Annotated in this window: 21 protein-coding genes and 6 tRNA genes; 9 read left to right on the top strand and 18 right to left on the bottom strand. The window is 41.7% G+C overall.

From position 1 onward, the window contains the following. Nucleotides 1-147 precede the first annotated feature (147 nt). Nucleotides 148-900, top strand: a complete 753-nt coding sequence (locus DXX92_RS08640; protein ID WP_116000083.1) for a DUF3108 domain-containing protein — start codon at nucleotides 148-150, stop codon at nucleotides 898-900. Nucleotides 901-1,077: 177 nt separating this feature from the next. Here the strand turns inward: DXX92_RS08640 and DXX92_RS08635 are convergent, their stop codons facing one another. Next, on the bottom strand, nucleotides 1,078-1,860 hold the full coding sequence (locus tag DXX92_RS08635; protein WP_116000082.1) for a class II glutamine amidotransferase: 783 nt from the start codon (nucleotides 1,858-1,860) through the stop codon (nucleotides 1,078-1,080). A gap of 262 nt (nucleotides 1,861-2,122) precedes the next feature. Between DXX92_RS08635 and fadE the strand changes: the two genes are divergently transcribed. Both fadE and DXX92_RS08625 read left to right on the top strand, forming a co-directional pair. Then, nucleotides 2,123-4,585 carry an acyl-CoA dehydrogenase FadE gene (gene fadE, locus DXX92_RS08630; RefSeq protein WP_116000081.1) on the top strand — a complete coding sequence of 821 codons (2,463 nt, stop codon included), beginning with the start codon at nucleotides 2,123-2,125 and terminating at the stop codon, nucleotides 4,583-4,585. A gap of 264 nt (nucleotides 4,586-4,849) precedes the next feature. Next, entirely contained in the window at nucleotides 4,850-5,794 is a 945-nt protein-coding gene (locus tag DXX92_RS08625) for an acyltransferase (protein ID WP_116000080.1), read from the top strand. Between the two features lie 66 nt (nucleotides 5,795-5,860). Here DXX92_RS08625 and DXX92_RS19105 read toward each other — a convergent pair whose 3' ends face one another. From DXX92_RS19105 to dnaQ, 9 genes are all read right to left on the bottom strand, one after another. Further along, nucleotides 5,861-6,367 carry a CPBP family intramembrane glutamic endopeptidase gene (locus DXX92_RS19105; protein WP_181901729.1) on the bottom strand — a complete coding sequence of 169 codons (507 nt, stop codon included), beginning with the start codon at nucleotides 6,365-6,367 and terminating at the stop codon, nucleotides 5,861-5,863. 609 nt (nucleotides 6,368-6,976) lie between these two features. Continuing rightward, nucleotides 6,977-7,053: transfer RNA gene (locus tag DXX92_RS08615), tRNA-Asp, on the bottom strand. A 116-nt stretch (nucleotides 7,054-7,169) separates the two neighbouring features. Continuing rightward, nucleotides 7,170-7,246: transfer RNA gene (locus tag DXX92_RS08610), tRNA-Asp, on the bottom strand. Nucleotides 7,247-7,319: 73 nt separating this feature from the next. Further along, nucleotides 7,320-7,396, bottom strand: a tRNA-Asp gene (locus DXX92_RS08605). A 74-nt stretch (nucleotides 7,397-7,470) separates the two neighbouring features. Beyond that, nucleotides 7,471-7,547, bottom strand: a tRNA-Asp gene (locus DXX92_RS08600). A gap of 69 nt (nucleotides 7,548-7,616) precedes the next feature. After that, nucleotides 7,617-7,693 (bottom strand) — tRNA-Asp (locus DXX92_RS08595). A 28-nt stretch (nucleotides 7,694-7,721) separates the two neighbouring features. Further along, nucleotides 7,722-7,798: transfer RNA gene (locus DXX92_RS08590), tRNA-Asp, on the bottom strand. Between the two features lie 152 nt (nucleotides 7,799-7,950). Beyond that, the gene (locus DXX92_RS08585) at nucleotides 7,951-9,402 is read right to left on the bottom strand and encodes a TIGR03503 family protein (RefSeq protein ID WP_116000078.1); all 1,452 of its coding nucleotides are present in this window, start codon (nucleotides 9,400-9,402) and stop codon (nucleotides 7,951-7,953) included. Then, nucleotides 9,390-10,115 carry a DNA polymerase III subunit epsilon gene (gene dnaQ / locus DXX92_RS08580; RefSeq protein ID WP_116000077.1) on the bottom strand — a complete coding sequence of 242 codons (726 nt, stop codon included), beginning with the start codon at nucleotides 10,113-10,115 and terminating at the stop codon, nucleotides 9,390-9,392. Before dnaQ ends, DXX92_RS08585 begins: the two co-directional genes overlap by 13 nt. Before the next feature lie 204 nt (nucleotides 10,116-10,319). Here dnaQ and rnhA point away from each other — a divergent pair, with 204 nt between their 5' ends. Then, nucleotides 10,320-10,784, top strand: a complete 465-nt coding sequence (gene rnhA / locus DXX92_RS08575) for a ribonuclease HI (protein ID WP_116000076.1) — start codon at nucleotides 10,320-10,322, stop codon at nucleotides 10,782-10,784. A gap of 17 nt (nucleotides 10,785-10,801) precedes the next feature. Here rnhA and DXX92_RS08570 read toward each other — a convergent pair whose 3' ends face one another. Both DXX92_RS08570 and DXX92_RS08565 read right to left on the bottom strand, forming a co-directional pair. Further along, entirely contained in the window at nucleotides 10,802-11,290 is a 489-nt protein-coding gene (locus DXX92_RS08570) for a DUF2919 family protein (RefSeq protein WP_116000075.1), read from the bottom strand. 30 nt (nucleotides 11,291-11,320) lie between these two features. Continuing rightward, nucleotides 11,321-12,076, bottom strand: a complete 756-nt coding sequence (locus DXX92_RS08565) for a DUF599 domain-containing protein (protein WP_116000074.1) — start codon at nucleotides 12,074-12,076, stop codon at nucleotides 11,321-11,323. Nucleotides 12,077-12,242: 166 nt separating this feature from the next. Here DXX92_RS08565 and DXX92_RS08560 point away from each other — a divergent pair, with 166 nt between their 5' ends. The 3 genes from DXX92_RS08560 (at nucleotide 12,243) to DXX92_RS08550 (ending at nucleotide 16,311) form a co-directional block, all read left to right on the top strand. Continuing rightward, a complete protein-coding gene (locus DXX92_RS08560) occupies nucleotides 12,243-14,555 on the top strand; it encodes a carbohydrate binding family 9 domain-containing protein (protein ID WP_181901728.1) in 2,313 nt (770 codons plus the stop codon). 89 nt (nucleotides 14,556-14,644) lie between these two features. After that, complete coding sequence (locus DXX92_RS08555; protein WP_116000072.1) at nucleotides 14,645-15,514, top strand: substrate-binding periplasmic protein; 870 nt, start codon at nucleotides 14,645-14,647, stop codon at nucleotides 15,512-15,514. 287 nt (nucleotides 15,515-15,801) lie between these two features. Further along, complete coding sequence (locus DXX92_RS08550) at nucleotides 15,802-16,311, top strand: prepilin-type N-terminal cleavage/methylation domain-containing protein (RefSeq protein WP_116002359.1); 510 nt, start codon at nucleotides 15,802-15,804, stop codon at nucleotides 16,309-16,311. Between the two features lie 130 nt (nucleotides 16,312-16,441). On the opposite strand, the gene DXX92_RS08545 is transcribed toward DXX92_RS08550, so the two are convergent. From DXX92_RS08545 to DXX92_RS08525, 5 genes are all read right to left on the bottom strand, one after another. Next, nucleotides 16,442-17,188 (bottom strand): hypothetical protein, encoded by a 747-nt coding sequence (locus DXX92_RS08545; protein WP_116000071.1) that lies wholly within the window; start codon nucleotides 17,186-17,188, stop codon nucleotides 16,442-16,444. A 57-nt stretch (nucleotides 17,189-17,245) separates the two neighbouring features. Beyond that, a complete protein-coding gene (locus DXX92_RS08540; protein WP_116002358.1) occupies nucleotides 17,246-17,746 on the bottom strand; it encodes a hypothetical protein in 501 nt (166 codons plus the stop codon). A gap of 131 nt (nucleotides 17,747-17,877) precedes the next feature. Continuing rightward, a complete protein-coding gene (locus tag DXX92_RS08535; RefSeq protein WP_245961435.1) occupies nucleotides 17,878-19,326 on the bottom strand; it encodes an RDD family protein in 1,449 nt (482 codons plus the stop codon). 126 nt (nucleotides 19,327-19,452) lie between these two features. Beyond that, nucleotides 19,453-20,625 (bottom strand): vWA domain-containing protein, encoded by a 1,173-nt coding sequence (locus DXX92_RS08530; RefSeq protein ID WP_116000070.1) that lies wholly within the window; start codon nucleotides 20,623-20,625, stop codon nucleotides 19,453-19,455. A gap of 3 nt (nucleotides 20,626-20,628) precedes the next feature. Further along, nucleotides 20,629-21,474 (bottom strand): AAA family ATPase, encoded by an 846-nt coding sequence (locus DXX92_RS08525; RefSeq protein WP_116000069.1) that lies wholly within the window; start codon nucleotides 21,472-21,474, stop codon nucleotides 20,629-20,631. Nucleotides 21,475-21,635: 161 nt separating this feature from the next. Between DXX92_RS08525 and cysK the strand changes: the two genes are divergently transcribed. Both cysK and DXX92_RS08515 read left to right on the top strand, forming a co-directional pair. Continuing rightward, a complete protein-coding gene (gene cysK / locus DXX92_RS08520) occupies nucleotides 21,636-22,604 on the top strand; it encodes a cysteine synthase A (protein ID WP_116000068.1) in 969 nt (322 codons plus the stop codon). 136 nt (nucleotides 22,605-22,740) lie between these two features. Beyond that, complete coding sequence (locus DXX92_RS08515; RefSeq protein WP_116000067.1) at nucleotides 22,741-23,169, top strand: hypothetical protein; 429 nt, start codon at nucleotides 22,741-22,743, stop codon at nucleotides 23,167-23,169. Between the two features lie 98 nt (nucleotides 23,170-23,267). Here DXX92_RS08515 and ggt read toward each other — a convergent pair whose 3' ends face one another. Beyond that, complete coding sequence (ggt, locus tag DXX92_RS08510) at nucleotides 23,268-25,025, bottom strand: gamma-glutamyltransferase (protein ID WP_116000066.1); 1,758 nt, start codon at nucleotides 25,023-25,025, stop codon at nucleotides 23,268-23,270. Nucleotides 25,026-25,092 lie beyond the last annotated feature (67 nt).

The raw sequence follows: 25,092 nt of genomic DNA, 5'->3' as shown, positions 1-25,092 counted from the left end.
GTGTTGCATGTTTTTGAAATAGAGTAACTATGACGAGCAAACATGCTCCTTGCATTAAAACGTTTTATCTCAAGCTGAGTGAACATTTATTTATGTGGATTGGTATAACGCTACTCTTTTGCGTACATTCCTGATGAGGTAATTTTGATGTTGAAAAAATGGCTATTGGCCGCATTGGCTGCTGGTTCATTAAGCGCTTTATCACCTGCTTATGCATCCCAAGGTGAACAATTAGCGTCCCCTCTTGTAAGTCCTTTTACTGCGCAATATACCATATTGCGCAAATCTAAAGCCGTTGGTAGCGCTACACGCGAACTTGAATACTTAGAGAATGGTTTAGCGAAATACAGTTATCACACGGATATTGAGTGGATGATTTTTTCTGATCGCCGCGCCGAAACTTCAATTGTCGAAGTGGCAGGCGGCAAAGTAACGCCAAGCCATTATACCTATAACCGTGAAGGCACTGGCAAAGACAAATATTATGAATGGCAATACGACGTTAAAGCCAATCAAGCAACTAATGTAAAAACAAAGCGTACTCGCGATATAAACTTTCCTACCAATATTCAAGACAAGCTTAGCTATCACCTACAAAACCGTTTGAACTTAATTGCCAATGATGACCAAGCACAAAAGCCGCAACATTTTGTTTATCCGGTGGTTGGTACCTCTGGCAAAATCAAAAATTACGTTTACGAGTATGATGGCGAAGAAGAATTGATGCTGCCGTATGGTTTAGTAAAAACGATTCGCTTAAAACGTGAAGTGGTAGACAAAAAGCGTGTCACCTATGCGTGGTTTGCACCTGAACTTGATTATTTGATGGTGAAGTTGTTTCAACAAAAAGGCGGCGTTGAGCAGTTTCAAGCACAATTGTCTTCTTTGACTGTTAACTAAAAGCTCACTTAGCACAAGTTCACTAGACATAAGTTCACTTGCAATAACGATAAACTAACGTTTTTGTAAGCCGCTAAATGGCAAATACCAATCCGTCATTTCTATAAAAATTAAACAGCAACACATGGTTGCTGTTTGATTTCTGTATTAACCAAAGCACGTATAAAGTAGTCGCTTTTAAGTTGGCGAGCCAAACACACAGAGCCCTCTGTTAAACACATGCCACTGCCCTGCTTCCATCTTGTGCCATTTTTCATTATTGGTGAGCGGCTGAGTGGCAATAACAGTGACTATGTCGGTTGAATTCGTTTCTTGTTTAAAATCAACGACGATATCGGCATCAATCAACTGTGCCTGGCCAAAAGGCGCCCGTCGGGTAATCCAGTGAAGGTTATTTGAACAAAATGCAAATAAGCTCTCGCCGTCAGACAAAATTAGATTAAACACACCTAGCTGATTAATTTGCTGCGCGTGATCGGCAATAAAATTAAACAACACTTCCGGTGCTGGTTGGGTGCGACCAAACGTTATATAAAGTTGATCGAGCAGCCAACAAAACGCATGCTCACTATCGGTTGTGCCAACAGGTATATGATGCTCAACTGTCAACGCCTCAATAAAATTTTTCAATTGGCCATTGTGGGCATAAGTCCAATTTTTACCCCAAAGCTGACGAACAAATGGATGAGTATTCTCTAAACAAACTGCGCCTGAATTGGCTTGGCGTATATGACAAATCACAGACTCGCTCTTGATCGGGTAATCTGTTACTAACTGGGCAATTTTGGATTCGGCACTCGGCATCGGATCTTTAAAGCTACGACACCCTTTGCCTTCATAAAAAGTAACCCCCCAACCATCTTTATGGGGCCCTGTATTACCACCACGCTGCATTAAGCCCGCAAAACTAAAGCAGATATCCGTTGGCACATTTGCACTCATGGCAAGAAGTTCACACATAGACGCTTTATTTACCTCAATTAAAAGCTAATAAGCTAGTCACCATGATCTAACAACGACGATAGTGACAAGCCAAATTTCAAAAACTAGATAGCAAAACCTAAAAACAAAAGCCAATAGATTGGCTCGCTAAGCTCGAAATTATAACGCTTCAACAAAACTTACGTGAGATTTATTGATTTATTCGACATTTTAATTGAATTTTTTTCATCTACGAGCTAACCTTTAGTGGTCTGACCTCTTTAATAAGTAAGGAAAGTAAGTGGAAACTTTAATTTGGTTCGCCAGCGCAATTGCCCTTAGCTGGTTTATGGCTTATACCAGAGCCGCTCTAACAACCTACACCTTAGTATTTGGCATACTGATGGTAGTAGGTACTGTATTTAACGTTGTTTCTGTTATTGGTTGGTTAGTTTTTGCCGCCATCGCATTACCTTTAAACATGACAAGCTTCAGAAAGGAATACATCAGTAAGCCTTTACTTAAAATGTTTAAGGGCATCATGCCTGAAATGTCTCGTACCGAAAAAGAAGCGATTGACGCAGGTACAACTTGGTTCGAAGCTGATCTATTCCGTGGTAACCCGGACTGGCAAAAGCTTCATAACTTCCCTAAACCACGTTTGTCGGCGGAAGAGCAAGCATTCTTAGATGGCCCAGTTGAGCAAGTTTGTAAAATGGTTGACGATTGGGAAACCACTCACGAACGTGCTGACTTGTCTCCTGAGATTTGGCAATACTTAAAAGACAACAAGTTCTTTGCCATGATCATCAAAAAAGAATACGGTGGTCTTGAATTCAGCGCTTACGCACAATCTCGTGTATTACAAAAACTAACGGGTGCTAGCTCAGTATTAGCAAGTACAGTTGGTGTACCTAACTCTTTAGGCCCAGGTGAATTATTACAGCACTATGGTACAAAAGAGCAACAAGATTACTACCTGCCACGCCTAGTGAAAGGTGAAGAGATCCCTTGTTTTGCATTAACAAGCCCGGAAGCAGGTTCAGATGCTGGCTCTATCCCTGATTTCGGTATCGTTTGTAAAGGCGAATTTAACGGCGAAGAAGTCCTTGGTATGAAGCTAACTTGGGACAAGCGATACATTACACTTGCACCAGTAGCTACTGTGCTTGGTTTAGCATTTAAACTTTACGATCCAGAAGGTTTAATTGGTGAAGAAGAAGACCTAGGTATTACTTGTGCCCTAATTCCTACTGACTTAGACGGTGTTATTACCGGTCGTCGTCACTTCCCATTGAATGTGCCATTCCAAAATGGTCCAACACAAGGTGAAGAAGTATTCGTACCGCTTGATTTTATTATCGGTGGCCCGAAAATGGCTGGTCAAGGCTGGCGTATGCTAGTTGAGTGTTTGTCTGTTGGTCGCGCAATTACCTTGCCTTCAAACAGTGCTGGTGGTGTTAAATCTATCGCACTTGCCACAGGTGCTTACAGCCGCATTCGTCGTCAATTCAAACTACCTATCGGTAAAATGGAAGGTATTGAAGAAGCATTGGCACGTATTGGCGGTAACGCTTACCTAATGGATGCTGTGACAACTATGTCAACAGGCGGTATCGACTTAGGTGAAAAGCCGTCGGTAATCTCTGCAATTGCTAAATACCACTTAACCGAAAAAATGCGTTCATCTGTGACAGATGCGATGGATATTCACGGTGGTAAAGGCGTTTGTATGGGCCCTGCTAACTACTTAGCACGCGGCTACCAAGGTGCACCAGTTGCTATCACGGTTGAAGGTGCAAACATCCTAACCCGTAACATGATCATCTACGGTCAAGGTGCAATCCGTTGTCATCCTTACGTTTTAGCTGAACTTGAAGCGGCCGGTAACAGCAACTTCAAACAAGCATTAGATGACTTCGATCACGCATTATTTGGTCACATTGGTTTTGCAACAAGCAATATTTTCCGCAGCTTATGGATGTCGTTAACAGGCTCTCGCTTTGTTAAATCACCATACAGCGACGGTACGCGCCGATACTACCAATTGTTAACACGCTTTAGCTCTAACTTAGCCATGTTATCTGATATCGCGATGCTAACCCTAGGTGGTGATTTAAAACGTCGCGAACGTATTTCAGCGCGCTTAGGTGATGTTCTAAGTCACTTGTACTTAGCCTCAGCAACATTAAAACGCTTTAATGACGAAGGTCGTCAATCTGCTGACTTGCCAGTATTACAATGGGCAGTTGAAGACAGCTTGTACCAAACACAAGTTGCAATTGACGAGCTAATAAGCAACTTCCCTAACAAAGCAGTTGCAGTAGCATTACGTGCGGTTATCTTGCCATTTGGTAGCTGGTTAACTAAGCCATCTGACAAACTTGACCACGCTGTCGCTAAGATTCTACAAACGCCATGTGAAACGCGTAACCGAATTGGTCAAGGCCAGTACTTAACTCGCGAGCCAGAAAATGTTGTAGGTATGCTTGAGCAAACGTTAGACGACATTCTTGCTGCCGAGCCAATTTACGATAAAGTCTGTCGTGCTGTCGGTAAAAAGCTACCTTTCTTCCGCTTAAATGAAGTGGCTGAAAAAGGTCTTGCGGCAAATGCCATCACAGAAAGTGAAGCCGAGCACCTGCGTAAGACTGAGTTAGGTCGTAAAGCTGTAATCGATGTAGATGACTTTGACCCAATGGACCTGCCTGCGGCAAAATCATTACTAGCAGAAATGGCTGATAGCCAAGAGCATGCTGCTTAATCGTTAGCGCTAATAAAACATAAATAAAAAACCTGCTTCGGCAGGTTTTTTTATGCTTTATGAAAAACAAATAACTATCCTATAGCCTTGATTTTAAATAACATTATCCCTTCAAGCTAAGATTTCAGCGTACATTTGTGACAAACATAACGGTACCTGTTTAAAATAAATATCGGTAATATGTCATTTTTATGAAAGATATCTCACACCATCCATAAACTTAAAATAATGATTGGGATATCAACAAGTAGTGATGGAGTAAAAATGCTAACTGGATTGCCTAGCTTTGTTTTAATGCCTTTTGCTTTTGCCTTATTTTGTTTAAATTTAGCTTTTAGCGGTACCTTAGTTTTTCTCGGCGGTTTACTTAAAACACTTATACCTATCAAGCACTTTCACTATTTATTACACCGCCCTATGCACACGGTATACCGCCTGTGGACATACAATAATACGCTGATTTTAAGACTAATAAATCGCGTAGAGTGGCAAGTAAATGGCGCAGAAAATCTAAGTAAAGACGCTTGGTACTTAATTTTAGCTAACCACCAAAGTTGGTTAGATATTTTGGTGATCGCTGAAGTTGCCAGACAACATACGCCCGAGCCTAAATTTTTCCTTAAAGAATCGTTGAGAAAAGTACCGTTTTTAGGAATGGCCTGTTGGGCGTTGAATATGCCTTTTATGAAACGCTACAGCAAAGCTTTTATAGAAAAGCACCCCCATCTAAAAGGCCAGGATATCGAAACAACGAAAAAGTCTTGTCAATCGTTTAGGGATCATCCAACTACCATTATCAATTTTGTTGAAGGTACGCGTTTCACGAAAAGCAAACATGAAAAGCAACAAAGTCCATTTAATTATCTGTTAAAACCCAAAGCAGGTGGTATTGCCTTTACGTTAGCGACCTTGGGGGAGCAATTTGACAAGGTACTCAACGTTACCCTGCTCTACCCAGACAACCCAGGCCATGTCATGAAGGATATGCTTAAAGGTAAGTTAGGTAAAATCGTTGTTAACATCGAAGCAATTGATATCGAACAAGCGATGATCGGCGACTATTTTGATGATGTTGGGTTCAAAGAAAGTTTCCAGCTATGGCTAAATCAGCAGTGGCAAGAAAAAGATCAATTAATCCACCAACTCTACTGTCAACACGAGCAAGAACAAGTGCTAGAGACTCAAGTTAACCAGCATAGATCGGTATAATTTAGCCTTTAAAACGCTATAAATACGCAAGAGCTTTATTTATCTAAAGGCAATTAATAGCTCTTATCAGTTATTAACGTATTCACTATATAATGCTGTGGCTGGTAAGACATGGAGCACAATATCAACGCTAAAGTGGGCAACTATGGCCGACACAAGGCCAAATCGCCAAAAGCACCAGCCGTATAAGCTACCCACTAATATATTACCCAAAATAGTTGCCCAAATCGCGAAATTAGTGAACGCTTGAAAAGCAGCGAGTTGCGGTAAGTGAGCTAAACCAAATAATGTCGCAATAAATACAATAGCAAGCTTTACCATAGCTTCTGAAGGTTGAATTTTTCCTGTCAACTGACAAAAGATATAAAGCACTAATGTTAACAAACCAAATCTAAACCAAACCTCTTCACCAACCGCGGCACCAAACGATACGAGTATGCCCCCTTCTAATCCACGAAAACCGTATTCAGGTAGTGCTTGAGGTAAATATGGATGCAGCAAGTCGCGAAGTAAAAGCAATAAAACTCCAAGAAATACTCCAAAACTGATGGCATAAACGATTCCTGCACTCATTCCAGTAAACCTTAGCGCGGGCTCTCTCGGCTTTCTATCTAGCTGAGAGTGTCCATTGAAGTCGAGTTGATCAGTTCTCTGTGTGTTCTGTAAACCAAGTCCTAACTTCGAGCCTAACACTAAGCCTATCCATAATGCTGGAATTGTTAATACAGAGAGGAAGCCCAGGGTTAGTGGGATATTTACAGCGACTTCTTGCTCGCTACTATATGACAAGTAAATTTGATTCGCTGACTGCGCAAAAAGTGTCAAAAAGAAAAGACATAAACCAACGATAAACCGATTTGGCCCTACTTTTACTCGCTCATTCATCGACTAACCTACCAATTATCAAAATAATTAAGAAGTATGCTAAGAGAAGCTGATTTCAAAGACGAGAAGTCGTTTGTAAGTAATCGTTTATAGCGGGTGTCAAAACATGCGTTATGAACAGATAATAAGATTAAAGGTAAACTCGAAAAGTAAAGTTTTTGAGGGAATAATTAAATTAGAGCAAGGAAAGTTAATATGATTGTTTACGCTGTTTTACAGTGTAAAAACAAATAGATAATAAGAAATAAAAGTGTTGGTCTCGAGAAAATATTTTTCTAGTAGACTATCAGTAAATATTGGCGGAGTGGACGGGACTCGAACCCGCGACCCCCGGCGTGACAGGCCGGTATTCTAACCAACTGAACTACCACTCCGCAGCATTTACTATTTAGATATTCCTATTTAATAGAACTTAAATAAGTTACCTAATAGAAGTTTTGTATTCAACAATTCGTTTATTTTGTTTTTATTACTTATCGATTAAGAATGTTGGCGGAGTGGACGGGACTCGAACCCGCGACCCCCGGCGTGACAGGCCGGTATTCTAACCAACTGAACTACCACTCCGCAGTAATATCCTTAAAACTATTGTTAAGGATGTATATTCTTAATATTCAAAGTATTCATTCAGATAAAGATTTGGCGGAGTGGACGGGACTCGAACCCGCGACCCCCGGCGTGACAGGCCGGTATTCTAACCAACTGAACTACCACTCCGCAGTATTACTTATCAACAATTACATTAAAAATTACCGATAAGAATTTTCTTTATTTGAATTCATCTAACGACTTGGCGGAGTGGACGGGACTCGAACCCGCGACCCCCGGCGTGACAGGCCGGTATTCTAACCAACTGAACTACCACTCCGCATTTAGCTTTTATACAAACTGTATATTGCTGCGTCGCTGAAACTGAAGATTAATACTTTACATTAAGTGGCGGAGTGGACGGGACTCGAACCCGCGACCCCCGGCGTGACAGGCCGGTATTCTAACCAACTGAACTACCACTCCGCAGTTAATGCAAAATCAGAATTTTAATTGGCGGAGTGGACGGGACTCGAACCCGCGACCCCCGGCGTGACAGGCCGGTATTCTAACCAACTGAACTACCACTCCGCGTTTAAAACTCTGCTAATCAACAACATCTCGTTGAATGCGGAGCGAATATTACGGATCTGTTCCCTATCCGTCAACCACTTTTTTGAGATTATTTTTCAAGTGCACAAATGCCAACCAATAAGGGTGAAATAGCATCAAACTCCGGTGATTTATTCGCTTTTTTCAGCAGCTTGCTTAGTTTTTCTTTTACGAAGAAATAGAAAAATACCGTAGCCAAGTGCAGCAATTACTAAAATAATACCATTGCCAATACCGATAAATAGTAAAGTTTCTTTTTCTTCTGCTGCTTTTATCGCCGCTTGTTCTTCTTTTAGTAGTTCAAGTTCTTCTTCAATGGATAATTTCGGTTCTTCATTACCCGCAAGCTGATCAATTTCTTCTTGGCTAACCTGAACAATTTCACCATTTTCATTTACCGTCGCCACCAGTTCATTCGGATCGCGGTCAACATTAAATGAAAAGTCTGGCACGACTAACCTAAACTCTCGGCCATTTCGGGTTTCACCAAATGCACTAATCTTGACTCTATGAACGCCTGGTTCAGTGTAGCTAATTTCATGAATACGCTCACTACCCTGACCTTCCATTATTGAAAATGCTTCTACTTGTTTATCAGGAAAGGTGACTTTTCCTTGGAATACCATACTGTCTGGATCTACATGCGTATCATCAATAGCAATATTAAGCAGATGCTTACTTTGCGAATCCATCGTTGTTTCAGCGGTTAAAGTAATAGGGTTGTTATGAACAATTATTGGCTGTTGTCTAAGCTCCCTGCTCGCCATCGGCAGCTTAATTAGGTATAGCGGAATCCACTCACCTGGGGAAAAGTTCAGTTCAAACTCACCGGTAAAAATACCATCGTCGGCATATTCATCTAAGTTTCGACCATCGTCGCGAAACGAAGTTAGCTTAACCGGCTCAGCACCAAAATTGTTATAAGCAGAGTTGTTAGTACTGTAGAAGTCTACATCCAATCGAACAACGTCTTTAAAAGAAGGGTTATCTATAGCAAGCTCGCCATTAAATAACTTACCCGTCATTTTAATCGTTTCACCTGACAGCATAATATTAGGTAATGGCGCGACCTCAAGACGTACTTCCGACATCACCATGATGTGGCTACCTGGTTGAATCTGCCCAATCGCTTGCCACGGGCCCGGCATCGGGCGTTTCATTTTGATCATGTCAAACGTGCGATCGTCGTACCACTCGACGCTTTCTTTATCATGCTGGTTCACTTTGACCTTGCTGCCGTCAGGTCGTACTAAAATAATCGGTGGTGAACCCATTTTTCGATAAAACAACAAGGTGACTTCATCAAGCTGGGCATCAATACGAAAACGGTTGTCAAAATAAGGAATTTGGTTGGTAACGTTGTCAACGTCGTAATAATCTATTTTAGGACTTGGCTTTTGCGCCATGGCTTTGTCTTTGCTGGCGTCCATTGACATATTGTTAGCCATAGCCTTGTTGCCAGCCATGGTCATAGTGTTTGACTGCGGCGAGGTTTCTTCCTGTTGTTCAACTGCTTGGCTAATGTGGGCGAGCGAACTTAGCGATAACGCACCAACAACCAGCAGTCGACTTATTTTAACCATAGTGGTGAACTTCCTTTTTGCTCTACAATTGCGAGCCTTTCTTCATGTGCTATTAGTTCATCGGCAGAAGCTTGAACAATCTTTAATGGCGCTCGATTTTCTGCTAAACGGCGAATACCACCAGCAAGCGCCCCACCATCACCTTCATCCGCGCTTAAATTAAATGTTGCCTGCTTGCGCGTCATCTCGATATAGACGTAAGCCAATAACTGGGCATCAATCAAAGCGCCGTGATAGGTACGGTCAACAAGCTTGTCTACCCGATAGTGCTTGGCAAGAAAATCTAACGTTTTTGGCGAGCCGAATTCATCTTTCGATACTTTCAGCGTATCGGTAACGGTACATATATCATCCGTCATCGGTAAACCAGCATTAACCATACCGAATTCGTGATCCATAAAGCCAACGTCGAATCGCGCATTGTGAATAACCAATTCAGCACCGCGTATAAAGTCGATAAACTCTTGGGCAACTTGGTTAAACAGTGGCTTATCGGCTAAGAATTCGTTCGTTAAGCCGTGAACGTCAATAACTTCCTGCTCCATTTGGAACATAGGATTAATGTAGGCATGGTAGGTTCGCCCGGTCAGTTGACGGTTGATCATCTCAACACAGCCAATTTCAACGATACGGTGGCCTTCTTTTGGATTAATACCGGTAGTCTCGGTATCCAGTACGATTAAACGCTCTTCTTGCTTAGCTGGGCTTGACACTTAACACCTTTAATAACAACGAACCAGCGCAAATGTGCTGGCTTTCTGGCGGAGCTTCATAGGATAATAAAAACTGCATAATAAAAACAGCACAATCAAAATCGTACATCGAAAATAAATTGGTCATCAAACGCCCTATTTATCTGCGTACGAACGCCAATAATCAAATACTTGTTGGCCTTAAACCGCAAAAGGCAGTAGTTAATGCAAAAGCACGTTCATATTTATACCGATGGCTCATGTCTCGGCAACCCCGGCCCAGGTGGCTATGGTGCGCTACTTATATATAAAGCGCACGAAAAAGAGTTATCACAAGGCTACCAACAAACGACCAATAATCGCATGGAGCTTTTAGCGCCGATTAAAGCGCTACAAACACTCAAAGAAGGTTGTAAAGTGACCATTACGACCGACAGCCAGTACGTGCGTCAAGGCATTACTAATTGGATTCATAACTGGTTAAAAAACAATTGGAAAACTGCCAGCAAACAGCCGGTAAAAAACGTTGATTTATGGAAGCAATTACACGAAGAAGTTCAGCGCCACGAAATTGAATGGAAATGGGTTAAAGGCCATTCAGGCCATCCTGAGAATGAACGTTGCGATGATTTAGCAAGAACAGCTGCCGAAGGCAAAAATTTGATTATTGACCAAGGCTTTGGCAAATAATCAATTCGAAACAGCCGTTACTTTTCTGGTAACGGCTCTGGAAATTCAACCAAATTTAGCTTTAAGCGTTTACTCAACAAACATGGTGCAGCGACGATTAAGGCGATTGATAATTGCGCCACCATCACACTCACATCCGTTAACTGCCACCAATAATAGCCAGCAAACACAATCACACTATCTATCACTAATGCCGCCAGTATCATCTTTAATGTATGAGGCCACACAGCTTTCACCCATGAATTCGCATTAGGACGCCTTAAGCTCACTAGCAGCAAAACTAATAGGCCTAAGCTACCGGATGCCAAATTTAGGTAGAATAACTTGGGCTCTGGGTAAATCCACTGAATAATTCCTACCCTGTCATTGAAGTTGGTGACCGACATCATCCACACTAGGTAGCCACGTAATAAGTAAGCAAGCGCTAAATAAATAGTTTTCGAGAGTTTAACGCAATCAAAACGATCAAAATCGCTCACCGTATAATATTTAAATTGTTCTGCCACTTAGTAACTACCGCCCAGCCATGTCGAGTTTTAACGTTTAATTGATGCCTTAGTTTGATTAATTGCATTAGCGTCACCCTTTTCTCGTTCAACCCATAACAGATCTTGCGCAACTGTAATCGCACGAACCGCTTTCGACTTGAACTCTCTAATGTACAAGGTGTAAACCACAACTAAGCTTGCTAACGCAAACAACCAAGGGTGAAAGAACCAACAAATTACGGCCAACGAGAAATAATAGGAGCGCAGTCCATAGTTGTAGGAGTGTGCGGCTTGGTCTTGAACAACGGCCATTTGCTTAGCGTATTGTTTTAAGTTGGGGTTTGTTCCCGCTAAATCAATAGGTGCAGCACCTATCATAACGTTCAAAAAACCGTATTGACGCATTGACCAAGTAAAATGGAAAAACGCTAGTACAAATATAAATGCCAATAAGGCCAGTTTAAGTTGTATCGCAAGGTGATTCGACGGGTCAGCAAAAGGTAGCGACGCAATCACTCCCTCCAATTTTTCGATTTGCGCAAACAAGGTCAATATACCGGCGATAACCAGTAGTGACGTTGAGGCAAAGAAAGCGATATTGCGTTCTAAATTGGCAAGTAGTGCAGCTTCAGTTACTCGAACATCACGAGTCATTAGCTCGTACATCCAATGAATTCGGTGCTGATGCAAGCAACGAGCAATACAATTCGTGGTTTTTGCTTGCTTGCGTGCAAATGCCGTATATCCAGCCCAGCAGAGAATAAAAATAATGATGGCGAAAATATCGAACCAACTAAACGGCATAACCTATAGCCTCTTCATTTTTACTAGTAACGTTCTAATTAACAGTAAAAGCAATGTAAAATAAATGTTAACAGCAGCGTTAACTTACGTTTGTCTATTCATACATATTCTGACACAATACTTGCCCAATAAAACAACAACAATAACAAAATCAAGGGCTATTAAGATGTTCGCCAGATGTCGTCAGGGATTAGCAGTTGCCCTGTTAACGTGTTCTTTTTCTCAATTTGCCACGCCATTTACCCAACAAGCAAAACAATCAATCGCCATCCCTCATACCAACCTCAATGCTGTGATAGACGGTGACTTAAGCGATCCGGTTTGGCAACAAGCAAAAGTTATTTCTCTCGATAATGTGACTAGCCCATACGAAAACACACCGAGCCCAGTAAAGACCGAAGCGCGCATCATCGACAACGGTAAAGAGCTGCTTGTCGCGTTTATCGCACATGATCCTAACCCAGACAAAATGATCAGCTCAATTGGTGAGCGTGACACTAAGTGGTTCGATGATGTTGTTGGTATTATCATTGATCCGCTGAACAATCGCCGCCTAAGTTATAACTTTTTTGTGAATCCCTACGGCGTACAAAACGATGAAACCTTCAATGAAATTACCGGATTACCGAATGAATTATGGGACGGTATTTGGCATTCATACGGTAAGGTGACGGAATTTGGTTACCAAGTGGAAATGGCAATCCCTTACCAAATATTAAATTTTGATGAGAATAAAAGCATTCAGCAATGGCCATTTGAATTGGTACGCATCTACCCGCGTGAGCAACGATTACGCATTTCCAGTGTAAAGCTCGATCGTGACAATGCCTGTTGGCTATGCCAATACCCAATGGCAGAAGGCTTTGAGCAAGCGGAAATCGGAGAAAACTTACAAATTACTCCAGCACTTGTTGCCAGTTATGATGAGCAACGCGATATCTACGACCCGCAATCTGATTGGCAAAGTGAAACAGATGTTGAAGCTAGCCTAGATTTGCGCTGGGGGATCACCCCTAAAACATTGTTTAACGCGACACTTAACCCCGACTTTTCAACCGTTGAAGCCGATGCAGGCCAGCTCAAAGTTAACAACAAGTTTTCACTGTTTTTTGATGAAAAACGCAGTTTCTTTCTTGAAAATCAACACTACTTTGAAAGCATTACTGACCTCGTATACACCCGTAATATTGCCGATCCTGATTACGGCGCAAAGTTAACCGGCAGCCAAGGTTCACATAACTTTGGTGCATTTGTTAGCCATGATGAAGAAACTAATTTCATCTTGTCTGGCAACCTTAGCGCGAATATCGCCTCTTTGGATACAGAAAGTCACTCAGGTGCTTTACGCTACCTTTATGATATTAACCAAGATGTGACACTGGGGGTTATTTCAACGTTTCGACGTGCTGACGACTACCATAACTATGTCACTGGCCTTGATGGCAGTTATCGCATTAACGGAGCAAACTCCTTGAAGTTTCAATGGTTAGCAAGTGATACCGAGTATCCACAAGACCTGTTCACACAATTTTGTCGAAGCAACTGTTCACCCAATGAACAAGTGTTGCGCAGTCAAAAAGACGGAAGTTTTTCTGACAACGCCTACCAGATCAAATATCTTCACGATTCTGAATACTGGACGCTAGATGCGCAGCGACAATGGTATGGTGAGGATTTTCGTGCCGACCTAGGATTTATCAATCGCGTTGATTACGTCAACGATCAAATTAATGTAGTCCGCAGCTTTTACCAAGATGAACAAGCGCTTTGGTCAACAATTGATGTCGGCAGTAAATACGCCATTCAGCATAATGAAAACGGTGAATTAATTAACCGAGAGCAATCATTTTATGCTTTTGCCGACGGCCCACTCTTGTCGCGTGTAGAGTTAATTTATGTCGATGCGAATAAAGTGGGTTTGCGACAAGACAGCAGCAATTTATCTATCGATGGCAACACCAAACGCTTTAATGAAAAGCAATGGCGCTTCTTTGGGCAACTTAGACCAAATAATAAAACCTATGTATCACTTGAAGGTACATTAGGGGAGAAAATCGATTACGACAACGACCGCTTAGGTGATATCGTTGAGCTAATTGGTAATGTTACATGGCACCCTAACCCTCATCTTGAAATTGACCTATATCACACCTATAGCGAGCTTGATGCAGACAGCCAAAACGTTTTTACCGCTAATCTAACCGATTTAAGGCTACGCTATTACTTTGATGTGCAAAGCTCTTTAAAGCTGAGCCTTGTCTATCAAGATATTGATTACAATCCAGACAATAATCCGCTGAGCTTTTTTAGTGAGCAAGAGCGCAGCTTAGCAACACAGTTGATATATGCCTATAAGCTAAATCCGCACACGGTATTTTTCTTAGGTTATTCAGACAACAGTTTTGAGGATGACTTTATTGGGTCATTAAAACAGGAAAGACGCACAATATTTACCAAAATCAGTTACGCTTGGCGATAATCTGATTATTATTGCCTTGCGTTTAATCAAGCACATAATGCATCAAACTAACTTAAAATATTGCGGGTTAAATACAAAAAAGGAGTAGCATGTTGAGATTTGCAATATGGATGGCTTTGGTGGCGAGCTTTTACAGCACGACTGCCCTGTGCGCTACATTGGTCATCGCCAGTGATGATGCACCGCCACATATGATTGCAAAAACCAATAGTGGTATAGATTTAGACATAGTCACACAAGTGCTGAAAAGCTTAGGTCACCGTGTTTCCTTTACTTATGCGCCACTGCATCGCACTAAACAAATGGTGATCAACGGCGATGCAGATGTTGTTGTTCCCACCTTTTATCAAGAAGATAACGACAAACTGTATTTTTCCGCACCTATCATCAAATACAGACCAACCATTTTCACTCGGCTTGCTGACAAGCTAAGTATTAATAAGCTTAGTGATATTGCCAGCTCGTCTTTGTTACCAACAAAAACGCAAATAGACAATTTAGCGCCAAACGAAGAATCATCAAGAAGTGAAGCAAGTCAGCAACAAGCGCAGAGCCTTCATAGCGCTACTAATAACGTGTCGGTCGTATCATTTCAAGGAGCAACAGGATATTTTGGCGAAGCATTCGCTCAAGCTGTTGAAAGTACGGACTATCGTGAATTGCACGACATGTCTAAGTTTCCGGCAATGTTAGTCACGCATCGGGCTGATATCATCATACTAGACTACTATATTTTTTATTACTATTTGAGCCAAGCAGCTAATTCAGATGACAATATCCAACGTGCGGCTAGCCTAAATAAAATTCAAGAACACTACGCGATTCCTGAGGTTAATGCCTATGCTGGCTTTCGCGACCCTCAATTAAGGGATGAATTTAATCGCGAACTTGCTAGCTATATCGCCAATAATAAGCGTGAGGCGGTGATTGCTAAATATCTCGATTTTTCACAAGAATAAATCGTTAAAACTCAAATAGCTGACTTTATTGTTAACTTTTTAGCTTCTTAACTTCTTGGCAAATGAAATCAGGCTTTTCTATTAACACCCAATCTAATTAATTCCTTTGCAAGTATTTAGACAACAAGGCCCTCCTACATACCAACGCAGTTGTTATTACACATTTTCGCATTATCAATACACTTTTTAACATTTAAGTCTGTTTTTGTTAGACTAGCGCGCTGATTCCGTATCGCCCTATGCGGAGTATTACCAACATTAAACAGTTATTAGATAAAGAGGTACTAATGATAAAGCCAAATAATCAAGGTTTTACCCTGATCGAATTGGTAGTGGTTATTGTGATTTTAGGTGTGCTGTCTGCAGTTGCATTGCCAAGGTTTTTAGATCTTTCTAAAGATGCCAGAGCGAATGTGCTCACACAAATTAGTACTAGCGTGCAAGTAGCAAACGACCTTGTTTTTCTCAAATCAAAAATGCCAAGCTATGCAACTCAGCCTGTTGCTGGTCGTGCCGACTTACTTGATGTTGATTTAGATAACGACGGCACAATTGATTTAAGCAACGGTATTGATTTACGCCTGAAATGGGGTCATTTGGACAACACAGATATATTCAAGCGTATCGATGTATCTGATGAATTTATTTTTGAAGAACAAGGAATTGACTTTACTTATATCGGTTACGATTTTGATGGCGACAACCAAGTACAAGACGACTCGTGCTATTTCCGATATACCCAAGCTCAATCTGAGACCGTACCGCCGGTTTATACGGTTGAAGATAATGGCTGCTAATTGCGGGCACCACGTATTACATTTTCTGAACGCAGAGCAACTTTATCGAATTGGTAGCAAACTGTAGGCATATTAGAAACACTAATTGCCTATTTGCCTACTTGCCTACTTGCCTACTGGCAATCGATAGCTATAAAACCCCTAACAGTTTTAATTTGGTTTGATAGGTATGCAAAATCCAAGGTGTTTTAAACTGCAAGCCATGCTCTTGAGAAACAATATAGTCAGCCTGATGCTCGTGTAAGAACTCAGCGATTTCCATTTCGGCTTCTGCCCTTTTTTGAATAAGTTTTAGCTTCGGTTTGATGGAGTAAAGATAAATGGTAATCTGGCCATTCAACGCTGGCCAAATTTGCTTTCTATCGTCTTCATCTAGCGAAGATTCAACCAAGTCCACTCTCACCTTTTCGTGGTGGTCTAAAATTAAGTCTTTGTACTCGTCTAGCATGGCCAGTAATTCAGACAGTACTGCTTGGTGCTGGTGGTAATAATTTACCTCTTTGATTTGCTGAAACTTATCAATATCGGCGTTCCACATGGGTTGCCCTAGCTCCAGTATCTGAATTTGACGAACAATCAAATGCGTCAGAGCCGAATCATATAAGCCAATAATAGTCTGCAGCTTTTGCTCTTGTTCAAATTGCGAGAAGTGCTCTTTTACCTTAGTTAAATTATCGAGTACCGTGATATGTGCTTGATGAACCTCTTGAATTCTATTAGCCGCTGCTGCGCTATTAGCGTAGCTATCCATAATATTTTCAATATTTTGCCGATATTGAGCTAAGTGCTCTTTTTGACTTTTTTCAAGCTCACTTTCCAAACAGCCAGCTAGCACCAAACACAACATTAATAAGGCTACAGACTTTATTTTTAGCATTAGAATTCCTTTTCTTATTATTCTTATTTATTAAAAGACTAAGCAATTAATTGAAAACTACTTAAACTTCACTTGTTTATCACTGCGACGATAAGTGCGGCTTTCTGGCTCAGTCCATTGCCCGTTTTTTAAGTAGCTGGTCGATACGGTGAGCTTATCGGGCGACATCGTACTGGTCGATTTCACTTTGGTTATGCCATCCTTATTACCTGTTACCTCTTCATAGGCAACAAAGCTGTTATCGCTTAATACCTCAATTGTTCCTTGAGTGTAAAAACCTGCGGTTGTGAAATAATAAAACACTAACTGCTGCTTACTTTTATCAAAGAAAATCAGTGACTCTCCGCCATACATACCGTTATTAATAGAATGGAGAGTGCGCAGTGTTGTGCCATTCAAGGCTTTTTCCCAACGCGATACGTCTATAACCGTCGGTTGGCCATCTTTTTCCTCGAACACCGCTTCCCAATTACCTAGATATGGCTCGAATATCTTTAGTTCATCGATAAATGGCAGTGAGTCAGCTGACACCTTTAATGAAGTACTAAAGAATGCCATGCCCAGCACGTATGCAAGGATATAATTACGCCAATTCATTGTTGTTCTCCTTCTGTTGACGGAATGTGTTAACGCGAAGTGTCAGCAGGATATGTCAACGCGATTATTTTTTATTGAATCTTAGCCTTAGATCACGCCCTTGTATCAATAACGACAGTAGCTGATATTTTATCGTGAATCGCTTGACGGTTAGCATCCCAAAAAATTTGTATAAATCCTAAGAGGCCCGTCGCTATGCCGGCGCCATAGCCGCCGTATCGACCAAAACTATCCCATATCGATAATGGTGTACCATCAAGCTGAATTACGCGAATGCCGAATAGTTTTTTACCCGGTGTTTGCCCGCCCCATACCGCAGTTAGCGCGGTAAAATAAAACGCTGCCCAACCAAAACCTAGTCCTAAGTCGTGAATAATACCTTTAACAAGCTCGACAAGTGAGTACACTGGCTTGTCTGCTGTCGAAGGGCTTTCGGTACTCGATGACTTGCTTTCTTGGTTATCTAGGTTATGCAGATTATCTTGGTTAGCTTGGTCTGCGCTTTTAGCGTTTAGCTCTGCTACCGTGGCAAGATCGTCGCTAATAAGCTGTTTACTACTCGCATTTTCATCTGATTCGGTCTCGGTAAGTAAGGCACTAAGCTTTGAAATAAGCGCTTGTTGTTGATCAGCAGGCACTTCCAGCCCAGTGACAGTTTCGTTAATCAAGGTTTGTTTATTTTCATTGGAAATGCTGGTTTCATTCAAAATAGTGACACTTGGCGATAGGGCTTGATACCAGCAATCGACAGTTTCACAATCACTATCACTAAGCTCTGATACCACCTTGCCAAAGGCCACGCTAATCATTAATTGATCACTGACCGACACTGCTTCTTCTTGGTCTATTACCGAATTCAAATCGGTATACCCTTTACCACTGTATCCACCATCGTAATATTTATTGCTATCAGACCAACCTAAGTCATCGAAAGCATCTGGTAAAACAGAAAGTAAAACGACAAAAACACTAAATGCCGCAACAAAACGCATAATTTTTCGACGCTTACGCCCTTTCGTGTAACCCATTTCTTCTGCGCGTTGCTGGCTACCCAAGCGATATAAAGTAATGGCGATCACAATTGCCAGTAGCTCTCCTGGTGCACTGCTTAGCATTGCAATTAACAAACCATCAATAGCGATAGCACTGCCCCGCTTAAATGGCGATGCCAGTGGTAATCCGAATAATGATTTATCTATTTTAAAAGCGAACGGAGTGAGTATTTGCCGAGTTTCATCACCTGTTAAATGATGATCTGATAGTGCGCCTGTAGCTTGAGTAGTTTGGTGAGAAGTAAGCTTATTTGGACTATCGCTAGGTTTTTCACTTAGCTTATTACTGGAGGTGTCGCTTGAAATGCCATTAGGTGTATCGCTTGAGCTATCACGTGAATGGTCGTTTAAGCTCCTGTCTGCTTTATGTTGCTGATTATCTTGCAGATTAGCTTGTGGATTAGCTTGCACATTACCATGCAGACTATTATTTTCGTTGACTTGTGACTTGGTCGCATCCAAGTCAGATGATTGCAAATCGGTAGCCACCAATTGCTCCTTCTAGGTGTGCTGTTGTTTTAGTAAATTCAAAATTAACTTATTGAAATTACATTATTTGATCTGGTTTGTTTAACTGTGCAATTTAAGCAGTTTAAACATAAGCAAAGCGCTACCCTAGAGCAGCGCTTTAATCCCTTCAGTTAACCCTGATATCGTCATAGGGTACATTTTCTTATCAACCAATTGATGCATAATGTTGATAGACGGATAGTAATGCCATGCTTCTTGAGGTTGCGGATTTAGCCAGATCACTTTATCAAAATGATCGGTAACTCGCTCCATCCAAACACTGCCCGGCTCTTGGTTCCAATGTTCAACACTGCCGCCAGGGTAGGTAATTTCGTATGGTCCCATGGTCGCGTCACCAACAAATATCACCTTATAGTCACGGCTAAATTTATGGATAACATCTAATACATCCATACCTTCGTTATAGCGCCGCGCATTGTCATGCCACACTTGTTCGTACAGGCAGTTGTGGAAATAGAAAAACTCTAAATGTTTAAATTCGGTATGTACCGCCGAGAACAACTGTTCACAAACGCGAATATGATCGTCCATTGAGCCGCCAACATCGAAAAACATCAGCACCTTAACCGCGTTATGGCGCTCAGGCTTCATTTTGATATCTAGATAACCCGCATTTTTCGCGGTCGCGGAAATCGTATCATCCATTGCCAACTCTTCACTCGCGCCACTGCGTGCGAATTGTCTAAGCTTACGCAATGCCACCTTGATATTGCGTGTACCAATTTCAACTTGGTTATCCAAATTGCGGTATTGACGTTTGTCCCACACTTTTACCGCTTTGCGATGACGCGACTCATTTTGACCAATGCGAACCCCTTCCGGGTTATAGCCGTAGGCACCAAACGGCGATGTACCACCTGTACCTATCCACTTGTTACCCCCTTGATGGCGTTTTTCTTGCTCTTTCAGACGCTCAGCCAAGGTTTCCATTAACTTATCAAAACCGCCCATCGCCTCAATTGCTTGCTTTTCTTCCTCACTCAAGGTTTTTTCTAATTGCTTACGCAACCAGTCTTCAGGAATAGACGACAAATCTAAATCCAGCGATTCCACTCCTTTGAAATAATCAGCAAAGGCGCGATCAAAGCGATCAAAATAACTTTCGTCTTTGACTAAAATTGCGCGGCTAATGGTGTAAAAATTGTCGATATCAGCAAACACCACGTTTTGCTCAAGCGCGCGAATTAAATCCAATAGCTCACGAATCGTGCTTGGTACACGGTATTCACGAACTTTTAGAAAAAAGTCTATCAACATAATTTATCGACCTGAGCGGTTCATAAAGGCTAGCTTTTCAAATAAATGGACATCTTGCTCATTTTTTAACAAAGCGCCGTGAAGTGGTGGAATGGCTTTTGATTGCTGACTATCACGCAATACTTCTGGTGAAATATCTTCAGCGAGTAGCAGTTTTAACCAATCAATTAATTCAGACGTTGATGGCTTTTTCTTTAAACCTGGAATGTCTCGCAATTCAAAGAACGAGGCGAGTGCTTGGTCAAGCAACTGCTTTTTGATACCAGGAAAATGAACATCCACAATCGCCTGCATTTCAGCTTTATCAGGGAAGTTAATGTAGTGGAAAAAACAACGACGCAAGAAAGCATCAGGTAATTCTTTTTCGTTGTTAGAGGTAATAATCACGATTGGGCGCTGTTTGGCGACAACGCGCTCTTGCGTTTCATAAACGAAGAATTCCATTTTATCGAGCTCTAGTAGCAAGTCGTTTGGAAATTCAATATCCGCTTTATCAATTTCGTCAATTAACAAGATTGGGCGTTGTTGGTGCGTAAAAGCCTGCCACAACTTACCTTTAACAATATAATTGCCAATGTCTTTTACTTTTTCATCACCCAATTGGCTATCACGCAAACGAGATACCGCATCGTATTCATATAAGCCTTGCTGTGCTTTTGTCGTTGATTTGATGTGCCATTGAATAAGCTGCGTATCAAGGCTTGCAGCAAGCTGCTCAGCAAGCATAGTTTTACCTGTGCCTGGCTCACCTTTAATGAGCAATGGACGCTCAAGTGCAATAGCGGCATTAACAGCAAGCTGCAATTCTTTTGAAGCGATATATTCGGATGTACCTGTAAATTGAGTCATAAAAATACCAAAAATTGATCTAAATTCGTAATTTCGTTATTCCATTTTTGCATATAAGATATAACGAAATATCACTTTTTTTTTTGTAATATCTAGCTACTCTAATGGAGTAATTCCAACAATTCTATATTGTTAACAAGAATATTCTACAGGATCCGAACATGACTTCTATCTTTCAAGACAACTCAACCAGTATTGGTCGCACGCCACTCGTTAAGCTTAACCGTGTGACTGGCGGTAACGTATACGCAAAAGTTGAAGCAAGAAACCCAAGCTTCAGTGTTAAGTGCCGAATTGGCGCGAGTATGGTCTGGGATGCAGAGCAAAAAGGTTTGCTAGGCGAAGGTAAAGAAATTATCGAGCCAACCAGTGGTAACACAGGTATTGCGCTAGCGTTTGTTGCAGCTGCACGCGGCTATGCAATTACGTTAACAATGCCAAATACAATGAGCCTTGAGCGTCGTAAGCTACTTGCAGCACTGGGTGCAAAACTTGAGCTTACCGAAGGTGCTAAAGGCATGAAAGGTGCGATTGAAAAAGCACAAGAAATTCGCGATTCAGACCCAGAGCGTTACGTTTTACTTGGTCAATTCGATAACCCAGCAAACCCGAAAATTCACGAAGAAACAACAGGTCCAGAAATTTGGAACGATCTTGACGGTCAAGTTGATGTATTCGTTGCTGGTGTTGGTACTGGTGGTACAATTTCAGGTACCAGCCGTTACTTCAAGAAAACACAAGGTAAAGACGTAATTTCAGTTGCTGTTGAACCAACAGATTCGCCAGTCATTACCCAAGCTAAAGCTGGCCAAGATTTAACCCCTGGTCCACACAAAATCCAAGGTATTGGCGCTGGCTTTATCCCTGGTAACCTAGATTTAGATTTAGTTGACCAAGTTGAGCAAGTCTCGAATGAAGAAGCGATGGAAATGGCACACCGCCTAATGAAAGAAGAAGGTATCTTAGCGGGTATTTCTTCTGGCGCAGCGGTTGTAGCAGCTAAGCGTTTAGCGGAATTACCAGAAAACGCAGACAAAAATGTAGTCGTTATTTTACCAAGCTCTGCAGAGCGCTACTTAACTAGCCCATTGTTCTCAGACAGCTTTAGTGACAAAGAGTTAGTTCAATAATTATCTGAACATTAGATAAACCACTGATTTGATTAAAAAAGGCGCACTTAGCGCCTTTTTTAGTGCATCAAGCTTGGAGTTATGCATACAATAGCGAAAACCATGGACACTATTTAGGTATTATTTTTTAGGAATTATGAAACGACTTGTTAGCATTATCGCCGCCTTTTCATTTTTATTGACCGGTTGCACTGGCGAAGAAGAAATTACTGAGCTTGCCAACCCTGAGCTCGTCGCCGTTGCGTTTTTTGACGCTCTCTATAATCAGAAAGACGTTAAAAAAGCCGCTATGGTATGCACACCTAAGCTTGCTCGCATCTTACTACACTACAAATCGCCAACGGCAGTAAGTCGCCATATTTTTAATATGCAGTTTGATAAAGTAGAAATTAAACCTGACGATACCGGTGTCAAAGTGCGAGAGCAATTTAAAGATAACGCCGATATCGTATTGTACTTCGACGGTTATTTTCAAAATGAGCGAGTTAAAGACGTTAAACGTATTAGTTTAAAACAAGTTGATGGCCGCTGGGTGATCGATAAAATTTTAAAAGATCCGTTTTAGAAAGACCAAAAACTTCCATTTAACTAGCAAAAAGGGCTTCCAGTTGGAAGCCCTTTTGTTTTGTTGATAATCCTTAGCGAATTAATTTAACAACACGCCTACTTGGCCAAGACCTTACCTTCGCGACGAGGGTCTGCGCCGCCATAAAGCTTACCATTTTTCACTTCAATGGCATGTACACCACTGTTAAGGTCACGCACCATCACTTTGTGTCCTTTCGCTTCAAACTCACCTTTAAGCGCAGCAATGGCAGTCCCCTTTTCCAGTGTTGTCACCTTATTGCGGTTAGTAATTTTCGGTAAATTTATCGCTTGCTGAGGATTTAACTGCCAATCTAAAACGCCGACAATAGTTTGCGCAACGTAGTTAATAATGCGGCTACCACCTGGTGAGCCAACGACAAGTTTTAGGCTACCATCAGGATTAAATACCATCATAGGTGCCATTGAACTTCTTGGGCGCTTAAACGGCTCAACGCGGTTGGCAACCAGTTGCCCATTGCGCTCTGGTGACAACGCAAAATCTGTCAATTGATTATTGAGGATAAAGCCATGCACCATCACCGCTGAGCCAAATGCCATTTCAACACTTGTAGTCATGGAAATTGCGTTACCATGGCCATCAACAATTGAAATATGGCTAGTAGATGGCAGCTCAAAGCTATCATTTGTCGCGTAGCTAAGGGCAACGGGTTGCCCTGCTTGCGCTGTCCCCATGTCTTTTTCAGTTTGAATTAACTGGGCTCGTTGATCTAAGTATGTATCTGCCAACAATGCCTGTATAGGTACGGTCACAAAATCTTGGTCAGCGACATATTTATCTCGGTCAGCAAAGGCTAAACGCGAGCTTTGTGTAAATAAATGCCACGGCTGTGCGCTGTCATACGCCAGTTTAGACAACTTGAAAGGTTCAAGCTGCTTCAAAATTTGGATAACCGCAATACCACCTGAACTTGGTGGTGCCATGCCACACACTTGATAACTGTGATAGTCGCCACATACTGCTTCTCGCCATTTTGGCTGATAATCTTTCATATCTTTGAGCGATAAGCTACCTGGTGCGATTTCTGCGTTGTGAACCGCATTAACGATATCTTGGGCAATTTTACCTTGATAAAACGCCTCAACGCCCTCCCGAGCGATAGTGCGGTAAACTTCTGCTAACGGTTTGTTCACCAAGCGCTGCCCTGCTTTAATAGGCTCACCGTTAGGAAAAAAGTAATTAGCAATTTCCGGTAACTTTACAATGCCAGGGTTAAACTTCATCGCGACCAATTTTTCTAATCGCGGCGATACTATAAAACCTTGGTCGGCCAAGGTTATTGCCTCGTCAAATAATGCTGCCCAAGGTAATTTACCGTATTTATCGTGTGCTGCTTTTAACCCACTTAGCACGCCAGGCACCCCCACTGAGCGCCCACCAACCACAGCATCGATCCATTTGATTGGTTTACCTGATTTATCAAGAAACATATCAGAAGACGCTTTCGCTGGCGCAGTTTCACGGCCATCAACCGTTGTTAACTGTTTATTGGCTTGATCCCAGTGCAAAATAAATGCGCCACCACCAATACCTGATGATTGCGGCTCAACCAAGGTTAATACTAACTGCACGGCAATTGCGGCATCCACCGCACTGCCACCTTTTGCCAGAATGTTGTAGCCAGCTTGGCTCGCATAAGGGTTAGCAGCAGCCACCATATAATCATTGCCAACCACTACTTGTTTTTGGGTTAGCCCTGTTGCCGCTTCAGGCTCTCTAGTTTCACGAACTTTAACTTCGCTAAAGGCTGCACTGCTAAATGAACAAGTTAAGGCAATGCTTAACAGACTCAAGGATAAAAAGTGTTTTTTCATTAACCTGACTACCTGATAATTATTTGATGAATTGTTTGATAAACCGCTGAACGTGCATCACTGCTTG

Origin of the sequence: Thalassotalea euphylliae, from assembly GCF_003390395.1 — a bacterium.
Taxonomy (GTDB): Bacteria; Pseudomonadota; Gammaproteobacteria; order Enterobacterales; family Alteromonadaceae; genus Thalassotalea_F; species Thalassotalea_F euphylliae_C.
The sequence above is the reverse complement of the archived record's forward strand: the minus strand, read 5'-3'. Positions and strand labels throughout refer to the sequence as shown.

Bases quoted from the DNA above. Each gene is read 5' to 3' on its own strand.
- DXX92_RS08640 (WP_116000083.1), top strand. From the start codon at position 148: ATGTTGAAAAAATGGCTATTGGCCGCATTGGCTGCTGGTTCATTAAGC.
- DXX92_RS08635 (WP_116000082.1), bottom strand. From the start codon at position 1,860: ATGTGTGAACTTCTTGCCATGAGTGCAAATGTGCCAACGGATATCTGC.
- DXX92_RS08625 (WP_116000080.1), top strand. From the start codon at position 4,850: ATGCTAACTGGATTGCCTAGCTTTGTTTTAATGCCTTTTGCTTTTGCC.
- DXX92_RS19105 (WP_181901729.1), bottom strand. From the start codon at position 6,367: ATGAGTGCAGGAATCGTTTATGCCATCAGTTTTGGAGTATTTCTTGGA.
- DXX92_RS08585 (WP_116000078.1), bottom strand. From the start codon at position 9,402: ATGGTTAAAATAAGTCGACTGCTGGTTGTTGGTGCGTTATCGCTAAGT.
- rnhA (WP_116000076.1), top strand. From the start codon at position 10,320: ATGCAAAAGCACGTTCATATTTATACCGATGGCTCATGTCTCGGCAAC.
- DXX92_RS08565 (WP_116000074.1), bottom strand. From the start codon at position 12,076: ATGCCGTTTAGTTGGTTCGATATTTTCGCCATCATTATTTTTATTCTC.
- DXX92_RS08560 (WP_181901728.1), top strand. From the start codon at position 12,243: ATGTTCGCCAGATGTCGTCAGGGATTAGCAGTTGCCCTGTTAACGTGT.
- DXX92_RS08555 (WP_116000072.1), top strand. From the start codon at position 14,645: ATGTTGAGATTTGCAATATGGATGGCTTTGGTGGCGAGCTTTTACAGC.
- DXX92_RS08550 (WP_116002359.1), top strand. From the start codon at position 15,802: ATGATAAAGCCAAATAATCAAGGTTTTACCCTGATCGAATTGGTAGTG.
- DXX92_RS08545 (WP_116000071.1), bottom strand. From the start codon at position 17,188: ATGCTAAAAATAAAGTCTGTAGCCTTATTAATGTTGTGTTTGGTGCTA.
- DXX92_RS08540 (WP_116002358.1), bottom strand. From the start codon at position 17,746: ATGGCATTCTTTAGTACTTCATTAAAGGTGTCAGCTGACTCACTGCCA.
- DXX92_RS08530 (WP_116000070.1), bottom strand. From the start codon at position 20,625: ATGTTGATAGACTTTTTTCTAAAAGTTCGTGAATACCGTGTACCAAGC.
- DXX92_RS08525 (WP_116000069.1), bottom strand. From the start codon at position 21,474: ATGACTCAATTTACAGGTACATCCGAATATATCGCTTCAAAAGAATTG.
- cysK (WP_116000068.1), top strand. From the start codon at position 21,636: ATGACTTCTATCTTTCAAGACAACTCAACCAGTATTGGTCGCACGCCA.
- DXX92_RS08515 (WP_116000067.1), top strand. From the start codon at position 22,741: ATGAAACGACTTGTTAGCATTATCGCCGCCTTTTCATTTTTATTGACC.
- ggt (WP_116000066.1), bottom strand. From the start codon at position 25,025: ATGAAAAAACACTTTTTATCCTTGAGTCTGTTAAGCATTGCCTTAACT.